The sequence below is a fragment of the Devosia sp. genome, from assembly GCF_017744655.1.
GTDB lineage: Bacteria > Pseudomonadota > Alphaproteobacteria > Rhizobiales > Devosiaceae > Devosia.
The window spans coordinates 314,519-333,571 of the sequence record NZ_JAGIAW010000007.1 but is presented as its reverse complement, the minus strand read 5'-3'; the positions used below and the strand labels follow the sequence as shown (position 1 = coordinate 333,571).

Genomic DNA, 19,053 nt, shown 5'->3' with positions numbered 1-19,053 from the left:
AATGCCAGTATCGTTCGACGTTAGCGTAAAAATCGTGCGATTTTATTAACGCTAACCAGGTGTGAACCGACCAGGTGGCCCCCTCACGCCTTCGTTATTAAGGGCAAAAACGGGCGCAACCAAGGCGAAAATGCTAACAGACTGTTACCGCTTGGCGTAACCGGGGCCACAATCGGTCAGGGCGAAAGCTCTTCGGGGACGTTTTCGACCTCGGCCACGATGGTCGGAGGGGCGGAATGGGCGAGGCCCATGGCTTCGATGAGCTTTTCATTGTGCCCATAAACGTCGCCATAGGAGCGGATCGCTCCGTCGGCGCTGACGCGCAAAGTGAAGTAGGCGAGGTGGACCGGAATCTGGGTTTCCGGGTTCACCCAGCGCTCATTGGGGCCGAACATGGCTTCGAGCGAGGCGCGGCTGATCTTTGGCTCGTTGACCATCAGGGCGTCGGCAAATTCCATCGGGTTCTCGACGCGGATGCAGCCATGGCTGAAAGCGCGGAAGGAGCGGGCGAAGAGCGACTTGGACGGCGTATCGTGGAGATAGACGTCGTGCTTGTTGGGGAAGAGGAATTTGATCTGGCCCAGGGCATTGCCGGCGCCGGGGCGCTGGCGGACCTTGAAGGGGAAGTAGGAGGTGGAGACCTGCGACCAATCCACCTGCCAGGGGCTGACCGGGGTGCCGTTATAGAGGAGGTCCATATTGTGGCTGTCGGTATAGCCGGGATTGCGCAGCACGGCCGGCGCGATCTCGCCCTTGATGATCGAGGACGGGACGTTCCAGTAGGGATTTACGACCAGGTGCCGGATATTGTCCGAAAAAATCGGGGTCTGGTTCTTGGTGGTGCCGACGACGACGCGGGTGCCGTATTCCTCGACGCCATTGCGCTGAATGGAGAGGCGGAATTCGGGGATGTTGACGAAGACGTTGAACTGGCCGAGATCGGCCGGCATCCAGCGCCAGCGTTCCATATTGGCCAGAATGTCCTCGCGGCGCGTGGCATTGCCGCCGTTAAAGGCCGCGATGGTCGCCGAGCCGATGATGCCGTCGACTTCGAGGCCCTGGCTTTCCTGGAAGGATTTTACGGCAGTGACGAGGGTGTCATCATAAACATTGGTGGCGCCTGCCGGCAGCTCGAGGCGGGCGCGGATGGCGTGAATGCGAGCGTCGGAATTGCCGGGGCGCAGCGTCGGACCATTGTCGATTGGTAATGGGCGCACGGTGGCGCTGGCGCCGAAATTGGCGAGAGCGGCCTTGAGGGCCAGGAATTCAGGGTGCTTTGGCTCAAGCTCGGCAAGGATCGGGGCCGGGTCCTGGCTCTGGGCAAGGCGCTCAAGGAGGGCTGCCTGATCGAGAGGCTTTGGGGTGATGTCGAGGTTTTCGCTCACCGACTGGGGGCGGATGCGGCCATTGTAGATGTGATTGGCATAGCGCAGGACCGCGCCGGAGAAAGCCGTTTCGAGGCCGGCGAGTGCCAGCGGGTCGGTGCTGCTGGCGCGGGCGAGGTCGATATCCGATGTCAGATAGTCGCTCGGACGCAGGCCTTCGGTATCGGCCTTTTCAAAGAGGGCGATGATCTTCTGGGCGGCTGGCGAGAAGGTGACCTTGCCGCCGACGCCTTCGCTGAGCCAGATCGGTTCGAAATGGCGTTCGCCATAGAGGAAATAGAGCTTTTGCGCCTCTTCATAGGCGCGCGAGCCGGCCTTGGCCGCGCCATAGGCGGAGGAGAGACCGGTCTTGATGGTGCGGGCGAGATCGTTTTGCGGCGGAGCGATGACCACCGGCTGAATGGCAGGGGCGGCCACTTCCTGGCCGATTGCCGCCTGGCCAATGGAGGTCGCAGCAAGCACCGCAACGAGACTGACCAATAGCTTACGCATCTTCGCTCCTAATCACGCCGGAAACGCCTCAGAATCCAAGAGATTCGGGCACATCAGGGGTAAATTCATTACTCATGAAACCTTAACGGGAGCAATCGCTCCCATAAACGTGATGTTCATCTGTGGCGGAGACGCAACGCGGCCGCGGCGGGCGTCATCCGGGCGCGCGATCCAAGCCCTTGAAATTTATCGACTTGGGTAAGGCGGGCGGCCTTTGGGCTGTGCGCGGCCTGTCGAACGGCAAGGCGGATTGACTCGATATATGCATGGATATACATATGCATCATGATGCAGGAAGACGTGTTTCAGATGTTGGCCGACCCCACGCGGTTTCGGATTGTCGAAGCGCTGGCGGACGGAGAGCGGGCCGTGGGCGATCTGGTCCGGGCGGTCGATATCGATCAGTCCGGCGTTTCGCGGCACCTGCGGATTCTGGGCGAAGCCGGCTTTGTCGCCATGCGACCCGATGGGGCGCGGCGGCTCTATTCGCTCAAACCCGAGCCATTTCAGGCGATCGAGGACTGGGTGCGAAACTATCGCAAGCTTTGGGAAGGTCGGCTCGATCGCTTCGATGCGGCGCTGGCGCGACGGCAGGGAGAGCGGCAATCGGGGGAGGAGACGTGATGGACGAGGGCAGCGCATTGGGCGCGGATACGATCCGGTTCGAGCGGGTCTATGACGCGGCGATAGAGGACGTCTGGGCGCTCTGGACCACCAAGGACGGGCTCGAAGCCTGGTTCGGTCCGGAGGGCATGCGCATGGAAGTGTCTGTTCTCGATCTGCGGGTCGGTGGCGCCTTCGAACACGTGATGACCGCGGTGGGCGGCGAGCAGATCGCTTATCTCGCGAACCTCAACAGGCCGCCGAGGGCAGAGGTGCGCGGCCGCTTCGTCGAACTGGCGCATCTGCGGCGGCTGCGCATTCGCTTCGATATCGATTTTGTGCCCGGGGTCGAATCCTATCCCTATGACATGTTGGTCGAGCTTCATGCCGAAGGGGGGCGCGTTCGGATGGTGCTGACGGCCGATCGTCACCCAGACCCCGAAATGACGCGCGGCGCCACCATCGCCCTCGTCAGCCAGCTACAGCGCTTTGATCTGGCCCTCGCGGCCCGCGCGACAAGGGAGCAATGAAGGCCATGAGACCTCTTCTCTATTCGATCAACGTGACGCTCGATGGTTGCGTCCATCACAATGCGATACCGGCAGATCCGGCGCTGCAGGAGGAAATGCTGCGGGCAACGCATCGCCATGCGACCGAGAGCATCGGCCGGGCCGATGCGCTGCTCTTTGGCCGCGTCACCTATCAGATGATGGAAGGCGCCTGGCGGCTGGATACGCGAACATCGACGCCGCCGGACTGGACGGAGCCTTTTGCCCGGAAGATCGATGCGATGAAGAAATATGTCGTTTCGTCAGCGCTCGACCGGGTCGACTGGAATTCCGAGCTCGTGCGGGGAGATCTCGGCGAAGCGGTAACAAAACTCAAGCAACAGCCGGGCGGCCCGATTTTTACGGGTGGGGTGAAACTGCCCCTGGCGCTGGCGGAGCTGGACCTGATCGACGAATATGAATTCGTAATGCAGCCCATACTCGCCGGTCACGGACCCACCTTGTTCGCCGGGCTCTCCAAATATGTCGAGCTGAAACTGCTCGACCGGAAGGAGCTCAGCTCCGGCGCTGTGGCGCTGCGCTACGAGCCGAGACGATAGCCATTCCGCCGCCAGAGATGCGCTACGGCTACGAGAATTGATCCCTCGCGTCCAGGAGGGATGGCACAGGCGGCTTGCCAATTGGCACTGGTGGGACCAATCTTGCGCCGGAAGACGCGCCCTTGGCGCGCCAGGGAGCAAATCGAGATGAGCTTGATCGATGCTGGCGACGGTGCCGGAGCGGGCACTGCCACGAAACCATTGGGCTTTAGCCGCCGCTCTTTCCTTATAGGCCTCGGCGCATTTGGTGCGCTGGGCCTTGCCGGATGCGCGGCGACCGGGGGAATGAGCGTAGCCGAGGCGGAGCGGGTCTATGGGCCGCTGCCCAACGAGCGCTTTCCGGTGCCGGCGGTCAACCTCAACAAGGTCGATCCCAAATATCTTCGCCGGCGGGTGCGCTATGATTCCAAGGAGGCGGTCGGCACGATCATCGTCGACCCCCGCCACTACTACGTCTATCGCATCGAAGGCGATGGTTACGCGACCCGCTATGGCGCCAATGTCGGGCGGGCGGGGTTCCTGTGGAGCGGCGAGGCCTATATCGGGCGCAAGGCCGAATGGCCGATATGGACACCGCCGAAGGAAATGATCGCGCGCCAGCCGGAGGCCGCACCCTATGCCAATGGCATGAAGCCGGGGCTCGACAATCCGCTAGGGGCGCGGACGCTCTATCTCTACCAGAACGGCGCCTATACGCTTTACACGATCTATAGCACGATCATGCCCGAGACGATTGGCAAGGGCATTTCCAGCGGCTGCGTGGGCCTGCTGACGCAGGACATGGTCGATCTCTATGAGAAGACGCCGGTCGATACCAAGGTGATCGTGCTGAAGGCCTAGTTGCCTCGTGATGAGTTGCGGGCAGGGCCGCGGCTACGAGCTCGACTGTCCCTTTTCCCACCGCGTCATTCCCGCTTTCGCGGGAATGACGCGGTGTTTTTTTGAAGGCTTTGGTCGCTCTATTACTGCGGGGCCTTGCCGAAGACCAGGGCGGCATTGACGCCACCAAAACCGAAGGAATTGGAGAGGGCGTAGTCGATTGCCTTGGCGCGCGGCTGGTTGGGGACGAGGTCGAAGGGGGCGGCTTCTTCGATCGGGTCTTCGAGATTAATCGTGGGCGGAAGCTGGCCGGTTTCGAGCGCCTTGATGGAGAAAACGGCTTCGAGGGCGCCGGCAGCGCCGAGGAGGTGGCCGGTGGCCGACTTGGTCGAGGAGATGGAGAGGTCCTTGCCGCGATTGGTGAAGACGGCGGCGAGGGCGGCGATTTCGGCCTGGTCGCCGACGGCCGTGGACGTGGCGTGGGCGTTGACATAGCCGATCTGCGACTGGTCGAGGCCGGCCATGGAGAGGGCATTGCGGATGGCGACCTGGGCACCGGCGCCATCGGGCGCGCCGGCAGTCAGGTGATAGGCATCGGCGGAGGTGCCGTAGCCGGCGAGAACGGCGAGCGGCTTGGCGCCGCGGGCGCGGGCATGGCTGAGCTTTTCAATGACGAGGGTGGCGGCGCCTTCGGAAAGAACAAAACCGTCATGGCCCTTGTCGAAGGGGCGCGAGGCCTTGGCGGGGTTGTCGGCGTGGGAGGCCGAGAGGGCGCGGGAGGCGCCGAAGCCACCGAGCGAGATCGGGTCGACCGAGCCTTCGGCGCCGCCGACGACGGCCACTTCGGCTTCGCCGGTCATGATCAGGCGCATGCCATCGCCGATGGCCTGAGCCGAGGCGGCGCAGGCGGTGACCGGGGTGCCGATGGGGCCGCGGAAGCTGTGGAGGATGGAAAGCCAGCCGGCGGCGAGATTGGCGAGGAAGGAGGGGACCGTGAAGGGCGAGAGGCGGCGCGGGCCCTTGGTGTTGATGGTTTCAACGGCGCGGGCCATGACCGGGGAGCCGCCGACGCCGGAGCCGATGATGGTGGCGGTTGCGGCCTGATCGGCCGGGTTTTCGGGGTGCCAATTGGCCTGGTTCAGGGCTTCGGCGGTGGCGGCGATGGAATATTGGATGAAGACGTCCATCTTCTTGATCTCCTTGCCGTCGATGTGATCGGCAGGATCGAACCCGGCTTCATCATTGGCCTTGGAGGGGACGAGGCCGGCGATGTGGGAGACGAAGTCGGTGGTGTCGAATCGGTCGTTGCGGACGACGCCGCTGCGGCCGGCGAGGAGACGCTGCCAGTTGGTTTCGACCCCCACGCCAAGGGGGCTCACAACGCCCATGCCGGTGACGACGATGGGGTCCTGGGGATCGGGGCGCAGCATGATTTTTGGTATCTCCTGTGTATATGCACGATGTGATGTGCAATTGGGGCGAATTGAGGGTGTTCGCCTAGAGTTTGGCGAGGTGGCGGAGGCCGGTGAGGGTCGTCTGGAAGTCGGGGTTCGTCAGCACGGTGCGCAGTTCGTCCTGGGCCTGACGCCAGATGGGGACGGCGGCGTCGAAGATTTTTCGGCCTTCGGGGGTGAGGGCGATGCGGCGCATGCGGGCGAGATCGCCGGGGCCGGCGGAGACCAGTTTGCGGCGTTCGAGTACGGCGAGGTTTCTTGAGAGGGTCGTGCGGTCTACGGCGAGAAAGGCGGCCATTTCGGTGATCGAGGCGGCCGAATTGGTGCTCAAAGCGCCGAGGATATTGAACTGGGCGGCGGTGATGCCGACGCTGCGCAGTTGGTGATCGGCGCGACGGGTCAGAGCCCGCGCCGCCTTGCGCGTGTTCATGATCAGGCAGTCGTCGAGCGCGTAGTCCATGGCGCTGATTTAGGTCGTGCATATGCACATGTCAAATTTGCGCGGGGTGTAGACAAGGTTTTTGGGCGTCATACACTCGTCATGATCGCGGTTGGGCGATCTTGCGCGGTGGCCCGTGTGGTCATCGCCGGTAGAGGGTAAAAATATGAAAGCCAGACGTTTGGGATCGTCGCTGCTTGTGGCCGGCGTCGCGATTTTTGCTGCAAGTGTCGCTGTGAGGGCAGAGACCGTGGATGAAGTGACGGTACAGAACGGGGCGCGGGCTGTGCCGGCGACGGTGGTGGTGCCGGATGGGGAAGGGCCGTTTCCGGCCGTGGTGATGAACCACGGGCATGGCGGCGGGCGACAGGAGAATGGCGGCTTCGGCCGGATTGCCGAGGCGCTGGCCGACAAGGGCATTCTGACGATCCGCATGGATTTTGCCGGATCGGGCGACAGCAAGGTGCCGTTCACCGAGGGCTATCTCACCAATATGATCTCGGATTCCAATGCGAGCCTTGGCTATATTCTGGAGAACTATGCAGTCGACAAGGATCGGCTCGGGATCTTTGGCTACAGCATGGGCGGGCGCATTGCGCTGACCATCGGGGCTTCGAGCGACAATCCCTACAAGGCCATCGGGCTGCTGGCGCCTTCGGCGGACTGGGGGCAGGAGATGATGGTTGGGTTCCTTGGCGGGCAGGCAGAATATGACCGGCTTTATGCGGAGTCTGGCGGGGACAAGGGATATGCCGAGTTCACGACGCAATGGGGACAGGTGCAGCAACTGAGCCGGAAGTGGTTTGACGACATGATCGCGTCAAAGCCGCTGGAGCTGGCGGGAAGTTTTAAGGCCCCGATGATCGTGGTGCATGGCGACAAGGATGATGTCGTGCCGGCGGCGGTCAATGAAGCGGTGATTGCCGCCTATCCCGAGGCGAGCTTGGTGGTCGTGCCGGATGCGGATCATGGCTATGGGTTTTACAGCGACCAGCCGGATGTGACGACGCAGATCGACACCACTTTTGCGGAATTCTTCGCCGGAAATCTCTGATAGACCTTGATGGAGGGTGGCGACTTCGCTGCCCTCCGCTTAGAATATATGCACTGCGATATCGTCGCTATCGGATTGATATTGCGTCATTTTGGTGGTGCAATAGACATATGTTTCGAAACCGCGTCGATCTTCAGCACGGCTTTCCTGAGGCGGCGTAGCTGATGTTTACCTATATTCTCAATCGCCTGGGCATGATGCTCGTCACCCTATGGGCGATCGTCACCCTGACGTTTTTCCTCATGCATGCGGTGCCGGGCGGGCCGTTCGTTTCCGAGCGCATGCTGGCGCCTGAAATCGCGGCGGCGCTCAATGCCAAATATGGGCTGAACCTGCCGATCTGGGAGCAGTATCTCAATTATCTCGGGCGGATTCTGACCTTCGACCTCGGGCCCTCGTTTAAGTATCCGGGCGTGTCGATCAATTCGATGATCGCGGCGGGCTTGCCGGTGACACTGCAGACGGGGCTGCTTGCGGTGATCTGCGTCGTGGCGCTGGGTGTGCCGTTGGGGGTGATTGCGGCGCTCAATCGCAATCGCTGGCCGGATACGACGGTGATGTTCATCGCGACGCTCGGGGTGGCCATTCCGAGCTATGTGATCGCGACGGTTTCCATCTACGTCTTTGCGCTAAGGTTGGGTTGGGTGCCGACCTTTGGGCTCGATGATTGGCGCGGCTACTTCCTGCCGGTCTTTGCGCTGTCGGGGTTCTGGATTTCCTTCGTTTCGCGGCTGACGCGCTCGTCGCTCCTCGAAACGCTGGAGCAGGACTTTATGACCACGGCGCGGGCCAAGGGGCTGCGGAAGGGGCAGATCCTTTTCAAGCATGGGCTGCGCAATTCGTTGTTGCCGGTGGTGACGGTGCTGGGGCCGGTGGTGGCCAATCTGATCACCGGGTCCTTTGTCATCGAGCAGATTTTTGCCCTGCCGGGGATCGGGCGGCAGTTCGTGCTCTCGATCACCAATCGCGACTATACCGCGATCATGGGCATCACCATTTTCTACGCCGCGATCCTGATGGTGATGATCCTGATCGTTGATCTTCTCTATGTGTGGCTCGATCCGCGCATCAAACTGACCAAGGCTGCCGCATGACCGATATTTCACCGGAAATGTGGGCCAAGGTGCCGGCTGCGGAGAAGGTGACGCCCGTTGCGCCGCCCGCGCCGACCTATGGGCAGGAAGTGCGTCGCCGGCTTTGGGCCAACAAGCCGGCCGTGGTCAGCATTGTCTTCATCATCCTCTTGGTGATCGCGGCGTTCTTTGGGCCGTATCTGTCGCCGCACACCTATTACAAGCAGGACTTGAAGCTCGCGAATATTCCGCCGTTCTTCGAGACTTATGCGGTGACGGATGGGGCGGGGGAGACGACGCGGTTTTTCCTCAATGCTTCGAACTTCAACCTCTATGAGGTCGATGCCGAGGGGAACATGCTCGGGCTCTTGCGTGGCGGCCGCAAGGACATGATCAAGAAAAGCCAGCCCTATGAGTTTGGCGATCAGACGCTGACGCTCGACTATTCGAAACTGCCGGTGCGGCTGCTGCTCGAAGATGGTAGCGAGGTGCGGCCGAGTGGCTGGAGCTGGAACAAAACCTATCTCTTCGGCACCGATCAATTGGGGCGCGATATCCTGGTGCGTCAGCTTTACGGGGCGCAGATTTCGTTGACGGTGGCCTTCGTCGCGACGCTCGTGAACTTCTTCATCGGCGTCTTTTATGGCGGCATTGCCGGCTATATGGGCGGCAAGGTCGATGCGGTGATGATGCGTTTTGTCGAGATCATTTCGACCATTCCGCTGACGCTTTATGTCGTGCTGCTCATGGTGGTTTTTGACTCGGGGCTCCTGTCCATCATCGTTGCCATCGGCTCGGTATTCTGGGTGGATATGGCGCGGATCGTGCGCGGGCAGATCCTGAGTTTGAAGAGCCAGGATTATGTCGCGGCGGCGCGGACGATGGGGGCGTCGCCGGCGCGCATCCTGACGCGACATCTGCTGCCCAATTCCATCGGGCCGATCATTGTCACCCTGACCATGCTGATCCCCTCGGCCATCTTCATCGAGAGTTTCATGAGTTTTATCGGGCTTGGCGTGACGCCGCCGCTGGCGAGCTGGGGTTCGCTGACTTCGGAGGCGGTGGAGACGCTGCGGGCCTATCCGCATCAACTTTTCTTCCCCGCAGCGGCGATTTCGCTGACCATGTTTGCCTTCAACTTTTTGGGCGATGGGCTGCGCGATGCGCTTGATCCGAGGGTTGGGCGATGAACCAGCCAATTCTTTCGGTTCGGGATTTGACGACCTCGTTCTTCACGCGGCGCGGCGAAGTGCAGGCGGTGCGTGGCGTCAGCTTTGACGTGCATGAGGGCGAGATGCTCGGGCTCGTCGGCGAAAGCGGCTCGGGCAAGTCGATCACCTGCATGTCGGTGCTGCGATTGCTGAAGGCCGGCGGAACGATCAAGGCGGGGTCGGCGACGTTTGAGGGGACGGATATTCTGTCGCTCGACGAAGAGGCGCTTTCGGACCTGCGGGGCAATCGGATCGGGGTAATTTTCCAGGACCCGATGACCTCGCTCAATCCCACTTTGACGGTGGGCGAGCAGGTGATGGAGGCGGTGCGGCGGCATCGCAAGGCCAGCGCGGCGGAAGCGCGGGCGCGGGCGGTGGAGCTGTTCGAGCTGGTGCGCATTCCGTCGGCAGCGAAGCGGCTTGATTCCTATCCGCATGAATTTTCGGGCGGTATGCGGCAGCGCGTAATGATTGCCATGGCGCTGGCCTGCGATCCGAAACTGCTGATTGCCGATGAGCCGACGACGGCGCTGGATGTGACCATTCAGCGGCAGATTCTGGCGCTGCTCAAGGATTTGCAACGGCGGCTGGGCATGTCGGTCATTTTGATTACGCATGACCTTGGTGTCATTGCCGAGGTGACCGACCGGGTGCTGGTGCTTTATGGCGGGCTGATCATGGAGACGGCGCCGGTGCGCGATCTCTTCGCCCGCCCGGCGCATCCCTATACAGTGGGGCTCCTTGGGGCGGTGCCGGATCTGCGGGATGATACGCATCGGCGGCTGACGCCTATTCCGGGGAGCCCGCCGAACATGCTGGCGCCGCCGCCGGGTTGTCCGTTTGCGCCGCGCTGTCCGCATGCGATGAGCCAATGTATGGCGGCTTTGCCGCCGCTGTTTGGCGGGACGCATCAGTCCCGGTGTTGGTTGCAGCACCCTGAGGCGCCCAAGGTAGATGCGGTGCATGAGGTGGCGGCATGACACAGCCTCTTCTTCAACTGCGTGATCTTCACAAGCATTTCCGGCTTCCCGCTGCGCCGTTTGCGCCGAAGCCTGTTTTGCGGGCGGTGGATGGGGTCGACCTCGATCTCATGAAGGGCGAGACGCTAGGGCTGGTGGGCGAGTCCGGTTGCGGAAAGTCGACGCTGGCGCGGACGGTTATTCGGCTGCATGAACCGACGTCGGGCAGCATTGTCTTTGACGGGCAGGAGGTCGGGAAAGCGCCGGAGGGGTTGCTGGGGAATTTCCGGCGGCGGGTGCAGATGATCTTTCAGGACCCCTATGCCTCGCTCAATCCGCGCATGAGCGTGGGTGACCTCATTGCCGAGCCGCTTGAAATTGCCGGGGTGGGGACGGCGGCAGAGCGGCGCAAGAAGGTGACGGGATTGCTCGATCGCGTGGGCCTGCCGAGCGACTCGGCGCAGCGCTTTGCGCATGAATTTTCTGGCGGGCAGCGGCAGCGTATCGGGATTGCGCGGGCGATTGCGCTCGAGCCTGATCTTGTCATTTGCGACGAGCCGATTTCGGCGCTCGACGTGTCGGTGCAGGCGCAGGTGGTCAATATGCTTGAGGACCTGCAGGCCGATCTGGGGCTGACTTATCTGTTCATCACCCATGACCTTTCCATGGTCCGGCATATCTCGGACCGGATCGGGGTGATGTATCTCGGGAAAATCGTCGAGCTGGCGAGCAGTGCCGATCTCTATCATCGGCCCTCGCACCCGTATACGCGGGCGCTGCTCTCGGCCATTCCGGTGCCGGACCCGGAAGCGGGGCGGGCGGCAGAGCCCATGCAGGGGGAAATTCCGAGCCCGATCGACATTCCATCCGGTTGCCGCTTCCGCACGCGCTGTCCGCTCGCCACAGAGCTTTGCGCGAGGCAAGAACCGCAACTGACCGATATTGGTGGGGGGCATCTGGCCGCCTGTCACTTCGCCGGGGAACTGGCGCAACAAGCAAACGGGGTAAGGGCCCCGCTACAGGAGAGAGTGCAATGAAGAGACTGGTTCTGCCGCTCATAACGGCGGCGCTGCTGGCTTCGGCCGGCTCGGCCTTTGCCGCCGGCGAATTGACCTATGTGGTCAACAATGAAAGCGCCAAGTACGATCCCGGCACCACGGCCGAGACCTTTGCTTCCCCGATCATCGGCAACACCTTTGAAGGCCTCGTGCGCCTGAGCCCCGAGGGCGAAGTCGTGCCGGCTTTGGCCGAAAGCTGGGACATCTCCGAGGACGGCCTGACCTATACGTTCCACCTGCGTGATGCGAAGTGGTCGGATGGCGAGCCGGTCAAGGCGTCGGACTTCGTCTATGCCTGGAAGCGCGTGCTTGATCCGGCAACCGGCGCGATGAATTCGCAGATGCTCTATCACATCGTCGGCGCCGAAGAGGCTTTCGGCGGCGGGGACGCTTCGGCGATTGCCGTGTCGGCGCCCGATGACAAGACGCTGACCTTCACGCTCAAGCAGCGCGTGCCCTATATGCTGCAGCTTCTCAACTACCCGACTTTCTATCCGGTGCGTGAGGATGTGGTTTCGGCTGATCCCGAAGGCTGGACGCGCAACCCGGCGACCTTTATCGGCACTGGCCCGTTCCGCGTGACGGCGTTCAATCAGGGAGAGTCGGTCGTCTTTGAAAAGAACCCGAACTATTATGACGCCGATGCCGTCAGCCTCGACAAGCTGACCTTCCGCCTGATCCCCGATCCCGCGACGGCGCTGGCCGCGTTTGAGGCGGGCGATGTCGACGGTATCGAAGCCGTGCCGGCGCCGGAAATTCCGCGTCTCTCGGTTGAATCCGAAGGTTTTATGATCGTGCCGGCTCTGGGCACGACCTATGGCTTCTTCAACCCGCACCAGGCGCCGCTCGACAATCTCCATGTGCGCAAGGCGCTCTCCATGGCGATCGACCGCTCGGAAATCATCGAATTCGTGCTGCAATCGGCCGACACGCCGGCCCTCGGCCTCGTGCCGCCGGGCATGAGCCTGGCTGGTGAAGATTTCACCGAGGGTCGCGATACCTTTGGTCTCTCGGAAACCGCCGATGTCGAAGGCGCCCAGGCGGAACTGGCCGAGGCCGGCTATCCCAATGGCGAAGGTTTCCCCAAGACCGTCTATGTGACCTATTCCTCCCCGCCGATCGAAAAGCTGCTCGAAGCCATCCAGCAGATGTGGAAGGAAAACCTCAATATCGACGTCGAAATCCAGGCCACCGAATGGCAGGTTTTCTATCCCGAAGTGCAGAAGGTCGAGTACCAGATCGCGCAGATGGGCTGGGGCGCCGACTATCCGCACCCGATGACCTTCCTCGACAACTTTGTCACCGGCAGCGCCAACAATCTCAACAACTGGTCGAATGCCGACTATGACGCGGCGATCGAAGCGGCGAAGGCCGCCAGCGACGAAGCGACCTCGCGCGATGAAATGCGCAAGGCCGAGGCTATCCTGATGAACGATCACGTCATCCTGCCGCAGTACCACCGGTACAATTACATGATGATGAGCCCGGAAGTGACCGGCTTCTGGCGTTCGCCGCTCAACGTGCCTTATTTCCGCGACGCTCAGATCGCACAATAAACCAATCGCTCCCGCCGGGTTGTCCGGCGGGAGCTCTCTTTCATGTCTGGACTTTTAACGTGACCATCCCTGTCATTCTCGAAACCGAACTCGGCAATTTCACCATCGCAGTCGACGAAAAGAACGCGCCGATTACGGCTGCCAATTTTCTTGCTTATGTCGATGGCGGCTATCTCAACGACGCGACGGCCTATCGCATCGTGACCGATACCAACGAGCCGCAGAAGCCGATCAAGATCGAGGTGGTGCAGTGGGGTTATCGCGCGTCGGAAGAAAAGCCGGCGCCGTTTGCTCCCATTGCGCACGAGACCAATGATGTCTCGGGGATCAAGCACAAGAACATGACCGTCTCCATGGCGCGCTTTGCGCCGGGCTCGGCGGCTTCGGAGTTTTTCATCTGCATCGGTGATCAGCCCGAGCTGGACTTTGGCGGCAAGCGCAATGCCGATGGGCAGGGGTTTGCGGCGTTTGGGCAGGTGACCGAGGGCGAGGATACGGTGCGGAAGATTTTCGCGAAGGCTGCGGCCGAGAGCGATCATCCGGACGTGCCGGTGAAGTTTTCGCGGGTGGCGCGGGCCTGAGGGCTGCTATCGGGGCGGTGCGTGTGGCTCCACCCCCTCCCAGCCTCCCCCATCTAGGGGGAGGTGTTGCATCGAGTGTGGGTGGGGCTTCCACTCACACGATGTCATTCCCGCGAAGGCAGGAATCCCGGGCTTGAAACAGAGATCCCCGCTTTCGCGGGGATGACACCGTGGGTGGGGGAGCGGCGGTGTTTAGACCCGCTGTCTGCGTTGTCCGGCCATCAGCAGATCCGGATCGAAAATGCCCGTCGCAATGACCTGTTCGATGCGGGCTATGTCGTCCGCGATGTCGATGCCCTGCTGGGCCAGCCACTCATCGGAAAAATAGGTTTGGGCGTAGCGTTCGCCGCTGTCGCAGATCAGGGTGACGATGGAGCCGGCTTCGTTGTTTCGCGCCATTTCCGATGCGGCCCAGAGGAGGCCGATGAAATTGGTGCCCGTCGAGCCGCCGACGCGGCGGCTGAGGCGTTTGGAGAGGACGCGGGTGGCGGCGATCGAGGCGGAGTCGGGGATTTTGAGCATGGCGTCGACGACGTTGGGCACGAAGGAGGCTTCCATGCGGGGGCGGCCGATGCCTTCGATGCGGCTGCCGCGCTGGCAGCGGCAGGCCGTGTTCGTCTCTGTCCAGCCTTCGTAAAAGGCGGAAAATTCGGGGTCGGGCACGCAGAGCTCAGTCTCAAAACTCTTGTAGAGAATGTAGCGGCCGATGGTGGCCGAGGTGCCGCCGGTGCCGGGGCTCATCACCACCCAGCGCGGGATGGGGTGACGTTCCATGGCCATCTGGCGGAAGATCGACTCGGCGATATTGTTGTTGCCGCGCCAGTCGGTGGCGCGCTCGGCAAAGGTGAACTGGTCGAGATAGTGGCCGCCGGTGCGGGTGGCGAGGTTTTTGGCCTCGTCATAGATTGCCGAGGGCTCATCGACGAAGACGCATTCGCCGCCATATTGCTCGATGGCTTCGATTTTTGTGCAGGAGGTCGTGCGCGGCAGCACGGCGTAGAATTTGAGGCCGAGGAGGCGGGCATAGTAGGCTTCGCTGACGGCGGTGGAGCCGGAGGAGGCTTCCACCAAAGCCGTATCGGGGCTGATGACGCCGTTGCAGAGACCATAGAGAATGAGCGAACGGGCGAGGCGATGCTTCAGGCTGCCTGTTGGGTGGCAGGATTCGTCCTTGAAGTAAAAGTCCACGCCGGGAAAGCCGGGCAGTGCCACGGGGATGAGATGGGAATCGGCAGAGCGCTGGGCATCGGCGTCGAGCATGCGAATGGCTCGGCTGGTCCAGGAATCTTTGTGTTCTAAATGATTTGTCATTTTGGGAACAAATTGCCATCAGAAGTTTATGTAATGGTACATTGTTCTTTTGGTTCGGTCAATTTTAGATTCTGATAGGGCCGGTTGAACCTCGGCTGCGCCGGAGGTTGAGGGCCGCCATTTGCGGAGCCCGGGGAAATGGTTCTGCAGCGCGAGCGCATGCTAAAGCACGCAGCTTGATCAAAATTTCGTTCTAAAAATCTCGATTAACACACTTGAGTTAAGTTAATCGGGCTCACATAGTCCTGTCTTGAAGCTGTCATATCGGCCGGCCGGAGGGGCCGGTGACGAGGGCAGCGTAAGGAGAGGACCCTAGTTTATGCCACGTTTGACCCGTCGAACTTTCATTGCGTCGGTGCCGCCGCTCTTGGCTGCCACGCAGATTCCCGCCTGGGCGGCTCCCGCCTCCGATCTGGAGCTGATTGCGGCGCAGAAAGGTGAGCCGGCAATCGTAAAGCTCTATCGCCAGCTCGAACGCCTGACCTCGACGGTCACTTTCATGACGACCGGCGCGCATCCTGACGACGAGCCGAGCGGCATGCTGGCGGCCTTGCGCCACGTCTATGGTATTCGTCCGGTGCTCTACTGCATCACGCGCGGCGAGGGCGGGCAGAACGCGATCGGGCCGGAACGCGGCTCGGTGCTGGGTGTGCTGCGGACGCGCGAAATCACCGAGGCTTCGCGTTCGCTCGATGCGTCGCTGGCCTTTGGTAGCCAGGGCCACCACGACAATATGCACGATTTCGGGTTTTCCAAGGATCCGAACCAGACGATCGACCGCTGGGGCCGCGACCGCGTGATCGAGCGCATGACCTGGGCCGTGCGCCAGTACAAGCCCGACGTGATCATGAACTGCTTCCTCGACGTGGGCGGGCAGCATGGCCACCATCGTGCGGCGAATGTGGCGACGTTTATCGTCGCCGGGATTTCGGGCAATGCCGAGGAATTTCCGGACCAGATCGCGGCCGGGTTGAAGACCTGGACCGTGCCAAAAATCTACCAGCCGGCATGGGGTGGCGGCGGCGGCGTCTATGATGACGAAACCCCACCCCCGCCGACGACGCTGGTGGTGCGGGCGCCCGAGCGTGATCCGATTTCGGGCGCTACCTTCCCGCAGATGGGCGAATGGTCGCGTTCCTGCCACCTGACGCAGGGCATGGGCCGCTGGCAGCCCAAGCCGCAGACCGAATGGCCGATCAACCTCTCCTGGGCCGCCGACGGCCAAGCCGGCAGGGAAGAGAGCGACATTCGCGATGGTCTCATTGCCACGGTCGGCCACATTGCCGAACTCGATGGCATGCCGGTGGCTTCCGCCGACGCGCTGCGCAATGCGCAGGGGCTGATCGACGAGGCACTGGCTGACTATGGCGATCCGGTTGAAGTGGTGAAGCGCTTGGTCGAGATCGGCAAGGCTGTGGCGGAAGCCCGCTCGACGCTGCCGGCCGAGTTGGAAGACCAGGTGGCGCATCGCCTCGATCGCAAGATTAAGGAAGTCGATCTGGCGCTCGCGACCGCGGCGGGCATGCAGGTGCGCGCCTATACCGATGGTACCGATCTGCATCCGGGCCAGGACATCATCGTCAAGGCGATGGTCGATGCGCCTGATACTATCACCGTGGATTCGGTTGAGGTGATTGCCCGCGCTGGCATTACCAGCGAAACGGCCGAGGATGGCGTCAAGGTGAGCGTGGCGGCAGATGCTGCGCTGACCAATCCGCTGACCGAGCAGTTCGATCCGCTGGGCGGCAATGGCGACGCGTTCGTGCGCCTGACGGCGACGATTGCCGGCCACAAGGCCGTGCTCGATGTGGACCTCGAAGACGCGCTGCGCGTGCTGCCGGAAGCTTCGCTCGAACTGAAGCCGGATGCCGTGGTGTTCAATACCGAAAGCGAGATTTCGCCGGTTGCCTTCACGGCAGTGGTTTCGGGCGGTACGACGGCCGATCTCGACTTCAACCTGCCCGAGGGCTGGTTGATGGCGGCCAAGGGCGACACCGGCCTTGAAGCGGGCTCGTTCGAACTGACGCCGCCGGCCGAGCTTGGGACGGAACGCATCACCATTGCGCCCAAGCTTTTGGGCAAAGAGGCTTATGCCATCAACGTCTTCACCTATCCCCATATCGGGCGATCGGTGGTGCCGACGGAAGTGGCGGTGCCGGTGCAGTCGGTTGGTGCGGTCATCCCAGAGGGCAAGATCGGCTATATCGGCGGTGGCAATGATAATGTTGCTATCTGGCTCAAGCGCCTTGGCGTTGACCTCAAGGAGCTGAGCCCGGCCGATATGGAGGCGGGTGCCTATCGCGATCTTGATACGCTGGTCGTGGGCATCTTTTCCTTCGGTCGCCGGCAGGATCTCGTTGCGGCGCTGCCGGGCGTGCATGAATGGGTCAAGAAGGGCGGGCATCTCTTGACGCTCTACCATCGTCCATCGGATGGCTGGACGCCGGAAACGACGCCGCTGGCCTTCCTCAAGATCGGCTCGCCCTCGATCCGCTATCGCGTGACCGATGCCAAGTCGGCGGTGGATGTGCTCGAGCCCGACCATCCGCTCCTCACCTATCCCAATGCCATTACCCAGGAAGACTGGGACAATTGGGACAAGGAGCGCGGCCTCTACTTTGCTTCTGAATGGGACGAGGCCTATGTGCCGCTGCTCGCCATGGCCGATGCGGGCGAAGAACCGCTTACGGGCTCGCTGCTGTCGGCCGAAATCGGCGAGGGACGGCATACTCATACCAGTCTCGTGCTGCATCACCAGCTCGACAAGCTGACCCCGGGTGCCTTCCGCATCATGGCCAACCTCATCCAGCCAGCGAAACGCTGAGGCTGAAAAAGCATCCGGCTCGCGCCACCTCCCAGCGCGAGCCGTCGCCGCCCTGTAGTTGCGGCGGTCACCCCCGGCCTTGCCCCAGGCCGGGGGCTTTTGTTTTTGGGGGTGCTTTGCCGTGAATGCCGGGCCGGTCCCGATGGTCCCTTGCGGAGGCGAGATGGATTGCCGGGACAAGCCCGGCAATCACGATGGAGGGGGAGGTCGAGGCACTGAAGCCTCCACTCGCTCGACCTCGTGGTTCGAGACTTCGCTTTGCTCCGCACCTCACCATGAGGTCTTCGGGAGTGGGCTCAGCTCTTGGGAGGCCTCGGGTGGTCGAGGCGGGTTGTCAGCACGAGGGCGCCGATGATGATGGCGGTGCCGATGAGTGTTGTGGGGGCGGGCACTTCGCCGAAGGCCAGGAAACCGGCTGCCGTGGCGAGGACGATTGAGAGATAGCCGATGGGGGCGAGGAGATTGGCGGAGGTCGATTGATAGGCGCGCAGGAAACAGTATTGGCCGATCTGGGCGAGGACGCCGATGGCGAGAAGCAGGGGCCAATCGGTTGGGGCGACCGGCTGCCAGGCGAGGGCGGCGGGGATCGCGGTGAAGACGCTTAGGCCGACCGTGTAAAAAACCATCAGGACGGTGGTGTTTTCTTTGGCGAGGGCGCGGGTCTGGACGGTGGCGAGGGAGCCGAAGAGGACGGAGCCGAGGGCGGCTAAAATGCCGAGATTCCAGGTGACTTCGCCGGGGGCGACCATGACGAGAACGCCGAGAAAGCCCACGGCGGCGCCGATCCAGCGCCAGGGGCCGGAGCGTTCGCCGAGGAGAAAGGTTGCGAGAGCCAGGACGACAAGCGGGCGCATGAAGCCGATGGCATTGGCGAGGGCCATGGGCAGGGCGGTGAGCGCGGCGAAGTTGGTGTTGAGGGCCAATGTGTTGCAGAGCACGCGGAAAGCGTGGCGACCCCATTGTTTCGTTTCCCGCAGCGCCTGACGGTGGCGCCAGGCGAGGGGAGGACGCTGACGAGGCCGATCAGGGAGCGGATAAAGACCATCTGCACGGCGGGATAGCTGGCGCCGCCTAGCTTCACAAGTACGGTCATAACCGTGACCAGAATCATGTCGCTCGCGAGCCA

General features: G+C 62.1%; 17 protein-coding genes. 12 read left to right on the top strand and 5 right to left on the bottom strand.

Features of this window, described 5'->3' with window-relative positions; all coding sequences use genetic code 11:
- Positions 1 to 176 precede the first annotated feature (176 nt).
- Positions 177 to 1,877, bottom strand: coding sequence for a L,D-transpeptidase family protein (locus J7557_RS15350; RefSeq protein ID WP_291420916.1), 1,701 nt, complete (start codon positions 1,875 to 1,877; stop codon positions 177 to 179).
- Positions 1,878 to 2,162: 285 nt separating this feature from the next.
- Here J7557_RS15350 and J7557_RS15345 point away from each other — a divergent pair, with 285 nt between their 5' ends.
- The 4 genes from J7557_RS15345 to J7557_RS15330 all read left to right on the top strand — a co-directional run bounded on the left by J7557_RS15345 (position 2,163) and on the right by J7557_RS15330 (position 4,428).
- Entirely contained in the window at positions 2,163 to 2,501 is a 339-nt protein-coding gene (locus J7557_RS15345) for a helix-turn-helix transcriptional regulator (RefSeq protein WP_291420915.1), read from the top strand.
- Positions 2,501 to 3,010, top strand: coding sequence for an SRPBCC domain-containing protein (locus tag J7557_RS15340; RefSeq protein WP_291420914.1), 510 nt, complete (start codon positions 2,501 to 2,503; stop codon positions 3,008 to 3,010). The genes J7557_RS15345 and J7557_RS15340 overlap by 1 nt, the downstream gene beginning before the upstream one ends.
- A gap of 5 nt (positions 3,011 to 3,015) precedes the next feature.
- The gene (locus tag J7557_RS15335; RefSeq protein ID WP_291420913.1) at positions 3,016 to 3,588 is read left to right on the top strand and encodes a dihydrofolate reductase family protein; all 573 of its coding nucleotides are present in this window, start codon (positions 3,016 to 3,018) and stop codon (positions 3,586 to 3,588) included.
- A gap of 147 nt (positions 3,589 to 3,735) precedes the next feature.
- A complete protein-coding gene (locus J7557_RS15330; RefSeq protein ID WP_291420912.1) occupies positions 3,736 to 4,428 on the top strand; it encodes a L,D-transpeptidase in 693 nt (230 codons plus the stop codon).
- A gap of 122 nt (positions 4,429 to 4,550) precedes the next feature.
- Here the strand turns inward: J7557_RS15330 and fabF are convergent, their stop codons facing one another.
- Together fabF and J7557_RS15320 are read right to left on the bottom strand one after the other, a co-directional pair.
- Positions 4,551 to 5,837: a beta-ketoacyl-ACP synthase II gene (gene fabF, locus J7557_RS15325; protein ID WP_291420911.1), complete on the bottom strand. Its 1,287-nt coding sequence runs from the start codon at positions 5,835 to 5,837 to the stop codon at positions 4,551 to 4,553.
- Positions 5,838 to 5,904: 67 nt separating this feature from the next.
- On the bottom strand, positions 5,905 to 6,321 hold the full coding sequence (locus J7557_RS15320; protein ID WP_291420910.1) for a MarR family transcriptional regulator: 417 nt from the start codon (positions 6,319 to 6,321) through the stop codon (positions 5,905 to 5,907).
- Between the two features lie 145 nt (positions 6,322 to 6,466).
- Here J7557_RS15320 and J7557_RS15315 point away from each other — a divergent pair, with 145 nt between their 5' ends.
- The 7 genes from J7557_RS15315 to J7557_RS15285 all read left to right on the top strand — a co-directional run bounded on the left by J7557_RS15315 (position 6,467) and on the right by J7557_RS15285 (position 13,792).
- Entirely contained in the window at positions 6,467 to 7,354 is an 888-nt protein-coding gene (locus J7557_RS15315) for an alpha/beta fold hydrolase (protein WP_291420909.1), read from the top strand.
- A gap of 164 nt (positions 7,355 to 7,518) precedes the next feature.
- Positions 7,519 to 8,448 (top strand): ABC transporter permease, encoded by a 930-nt coding sequence (locus tag J7557_RS15310; RefSeq protein WP_291420908.1) that lies wholly within the window; start codon positions 7,519 to 7,521, stop codon positions 8,446 to 8,448.
- On the top strand, positions 8,445 to 9,617 hold the full coding sequence (locus J7557_RS15305; RefSeq protein ID WP_291420907.1) for an ABC transporter permease: 1,173 nt from the start codon (positions 8,445 to 8,447) through the stop codon (positions 9,615 to 9,617). The genes J7557_RS15310 and J7557_RS15305 overlap by 4 nt, the downstream gene beginning before the upstream one ends.
- Positions 9,614 to 10,618 carry an ABC transporter ATP-binding protein gene (locus J7557_RS15300; RefSeq protein ID WP_291420906.1) on the top strand — a complete coding sequence of 335 codons (1,005 nt, stop codon included), beginning with the start codon at positions 9,614 to 9,616 and terminating at the stop codon, positions 10,616 to 10,618. Before J7557_RS15305 ends, J7557_RS15300 begins: the two co-directional genes overlap by 4 nt.
- Positions 10,615 to 11,634: an ABC transporter ATP-binding protein gene (locus J7557_RS15295; RefSeq protein ID WP_291420905.1), complete on the top strand. Its 1,020-nt coding sequence runs from the start codon at positions 10,615 to 10,617 to the stop codon at positions 11,632 to 11,634. The genes J7557_RS15300 and J7557_RS15295 overlap by 4 nt, the downstream gene beginning before the upstream one ends.
- Positions 11,631 to 13,211, top strand: a complete 1,581-nt coding sequence (locus J7557_RS15290; protein ID WP_291420904.1) for a peptide ABC transporter substrate-binding protein — start codon at positions 11,631 to 11,633, stop codon at positions 13,209 to 13,211. The genes J7557_RS15295 and J7557_RS15290 overlap by 4 nt, the downstream gene beginning before the upstream one ends.
- Positions 13,212 to 13,270: 59 nt before the next feature.
- A complete protein-coding gene (locus J7557_RS15285; RefSeq protein WP_291420903.1) occupies positions 13,271 to 13,792 on the top strand; it encodes a peptidylprolyl isomerase in 522 nt (173 codons plus the stop codon).
- Between the two features lie 192 nt (positions 13,793 to 13,984).
- Here the strand turns inward: J7557_RS15285 and J7557_RS15280 are convergent, their stop codons facing one another.
- Positions 13,985 to 15,103, bottom strand: a complete 1,119-nt coding sequence (locus J7557_RS15280; protein ID WP_291420902.1) for a PLP-dependent cysteine synthase family protein — start codon at positions 15,101 to 15,103, stop codon at positions 13,985 to 13,987.
- A gap of 319 nt (positions 15,104 to 15,422) precedes the next feature.
- On the opposite strand from J7557_RS15280, the gene J7557_RS15275 reads away from it, so the two are divergent.
- Positions 15,423 to 17,927 carry a PIG-L family deacetylase gene (locus J7557_RS15275; protein ID WP_291420901.1) on the top strand — a complete coding sequence of 835 codons (2,505 nt, stop codon included), beginning with the start codon at positions 15,423 to 15,425 and terminating at the stop codon, positions 17,925 to 17,927.
- Positions 17,928 to 18,223: 296 nt separating this feature from the next.
- Here the strand turns inward: J7557_RS15275 and J7557_RS15270 are convergent, their stop codons facing one another.
- Positions 18,224 to 18,850: a DMT family transporter gene (locus J7557_RS15270; RefSeq protein ID WP_367272903.1), complete on the bottom strand. Its 627-nt coding sequence runs from the start codon at positions 18,848 to 18,850 to the stop codon at positions 18,224 to 18,226.
- Positions 18,851 to 19,053: the final 203 nt, after the last annotated feature.

Excerpts from the sequence above, each read along its gene's own strand:
- J7557_RS15350 (WP_291420916.1), bottom strand. The coding sequence starts at position 1,877 with ATGCGTAAGCTATTGGTCAGTCTCGTTGCGGTGCTTGCTGCGACCTCC.
- J7557_RS15345 (WP_291420915.1), top strand. The coding sequence starts at position 2,163 with ATGATGCAGGAAGACGTGTTTCAGATGTTGGCCGACCCCACGCGGTTT.
- J7557_RS15340 (WP_291420914.1), top strand. The coding sequence starts at position 2,501 with ATGGACGAGGGCAGCGCATTGGGCGCGGATACGATCCGGTTCGAGCGG.
- J7557_RS15335 (WP_291420913.1), top strand. The coding sequence starts at position 3,016 with ATGAGACCTCTTCTCTATTCGATCAACGTGACGCTCGATGGTTGCGTC.
- J7557_RS15330 (WP_291420912.1), top strand. The coding sequence starts at position 3,736 with ATGAGCTTGATCGATGCTGGCGACGGTGCCGGAGCGGGCACTGCCACG.
- fabF (WP_291420911.1), bottom strand. The coding sequence starts at position 5,837 with ATGCTGCGCCCCGATCCCCAGGACCCCATCGTCGTCACCGGCATGGGC.
- J7557_RS15320 (WP_291420910.1), bottom strand. The coding sequence starts at position 6,321 with ATGGACTACGCGCTCGACGACTGCCTGATCATGAACACGCGCAAGGCG.
- J7557_RS15315 (WP_291420909.1), top strand. The coding sequence starts at position 6,467 with ATGAAAGCCAGACGTTTGGGATCGTCGCTGCTTGTGGCCGGCGTCGCG.
- J7557_RS15310 (WP_291420908.1), top strand. The coding sequence starts at position 7,519 with ATGTTTACCTATATTCTCAATCGCCTGGGCATGATGCTCGTCACCCTA.
- J7557_RS15305 (WP_291420907.1), top strand. The coding sequence starts at position 8,445 with ATGACCGATATTTCACCGGAAATGTGGGCCAAGGTGCCGGCTGCGGAG.
- J7557_RS15300 (WP_291420906.1), top strand. The coding sequence starts at position 9,614 with ATGAACCAGCCAATTCTTTCGGTTCGGGATTTGACGACCTCGTTCTTC.
- J7557_RS15295 (WP_291420905.1), top strand. The coding sequence starts at position 10,615 with ATGACACAGCCTCTTCTTCAACTGCGTGATCTTCACAAGCATTTCCGG.
- J7557_RS15290 (WP_291420904.1), top strand. The coding sequence starts at position 11,631 with ATGAAGAGACTGGTTCTGCCGCTCATAACGGCGGCGCTGCTGGCTTCG.
- J7557_RS15280 (WP_291420902.1), bottom strand. The coding sequence starts at position 15,103 with ATGACAAATCATTTAGAACACAAAGATTCCTGGACCAGCCGAGCCATT.
- J7557_RS15275 (WP_291420901.1), top strand. The coding sequence starts at position 15,423 with ATGCCACGTTTGACCCGTCGAACTTTCATTGCGTCGGTGCCGCCGCTC.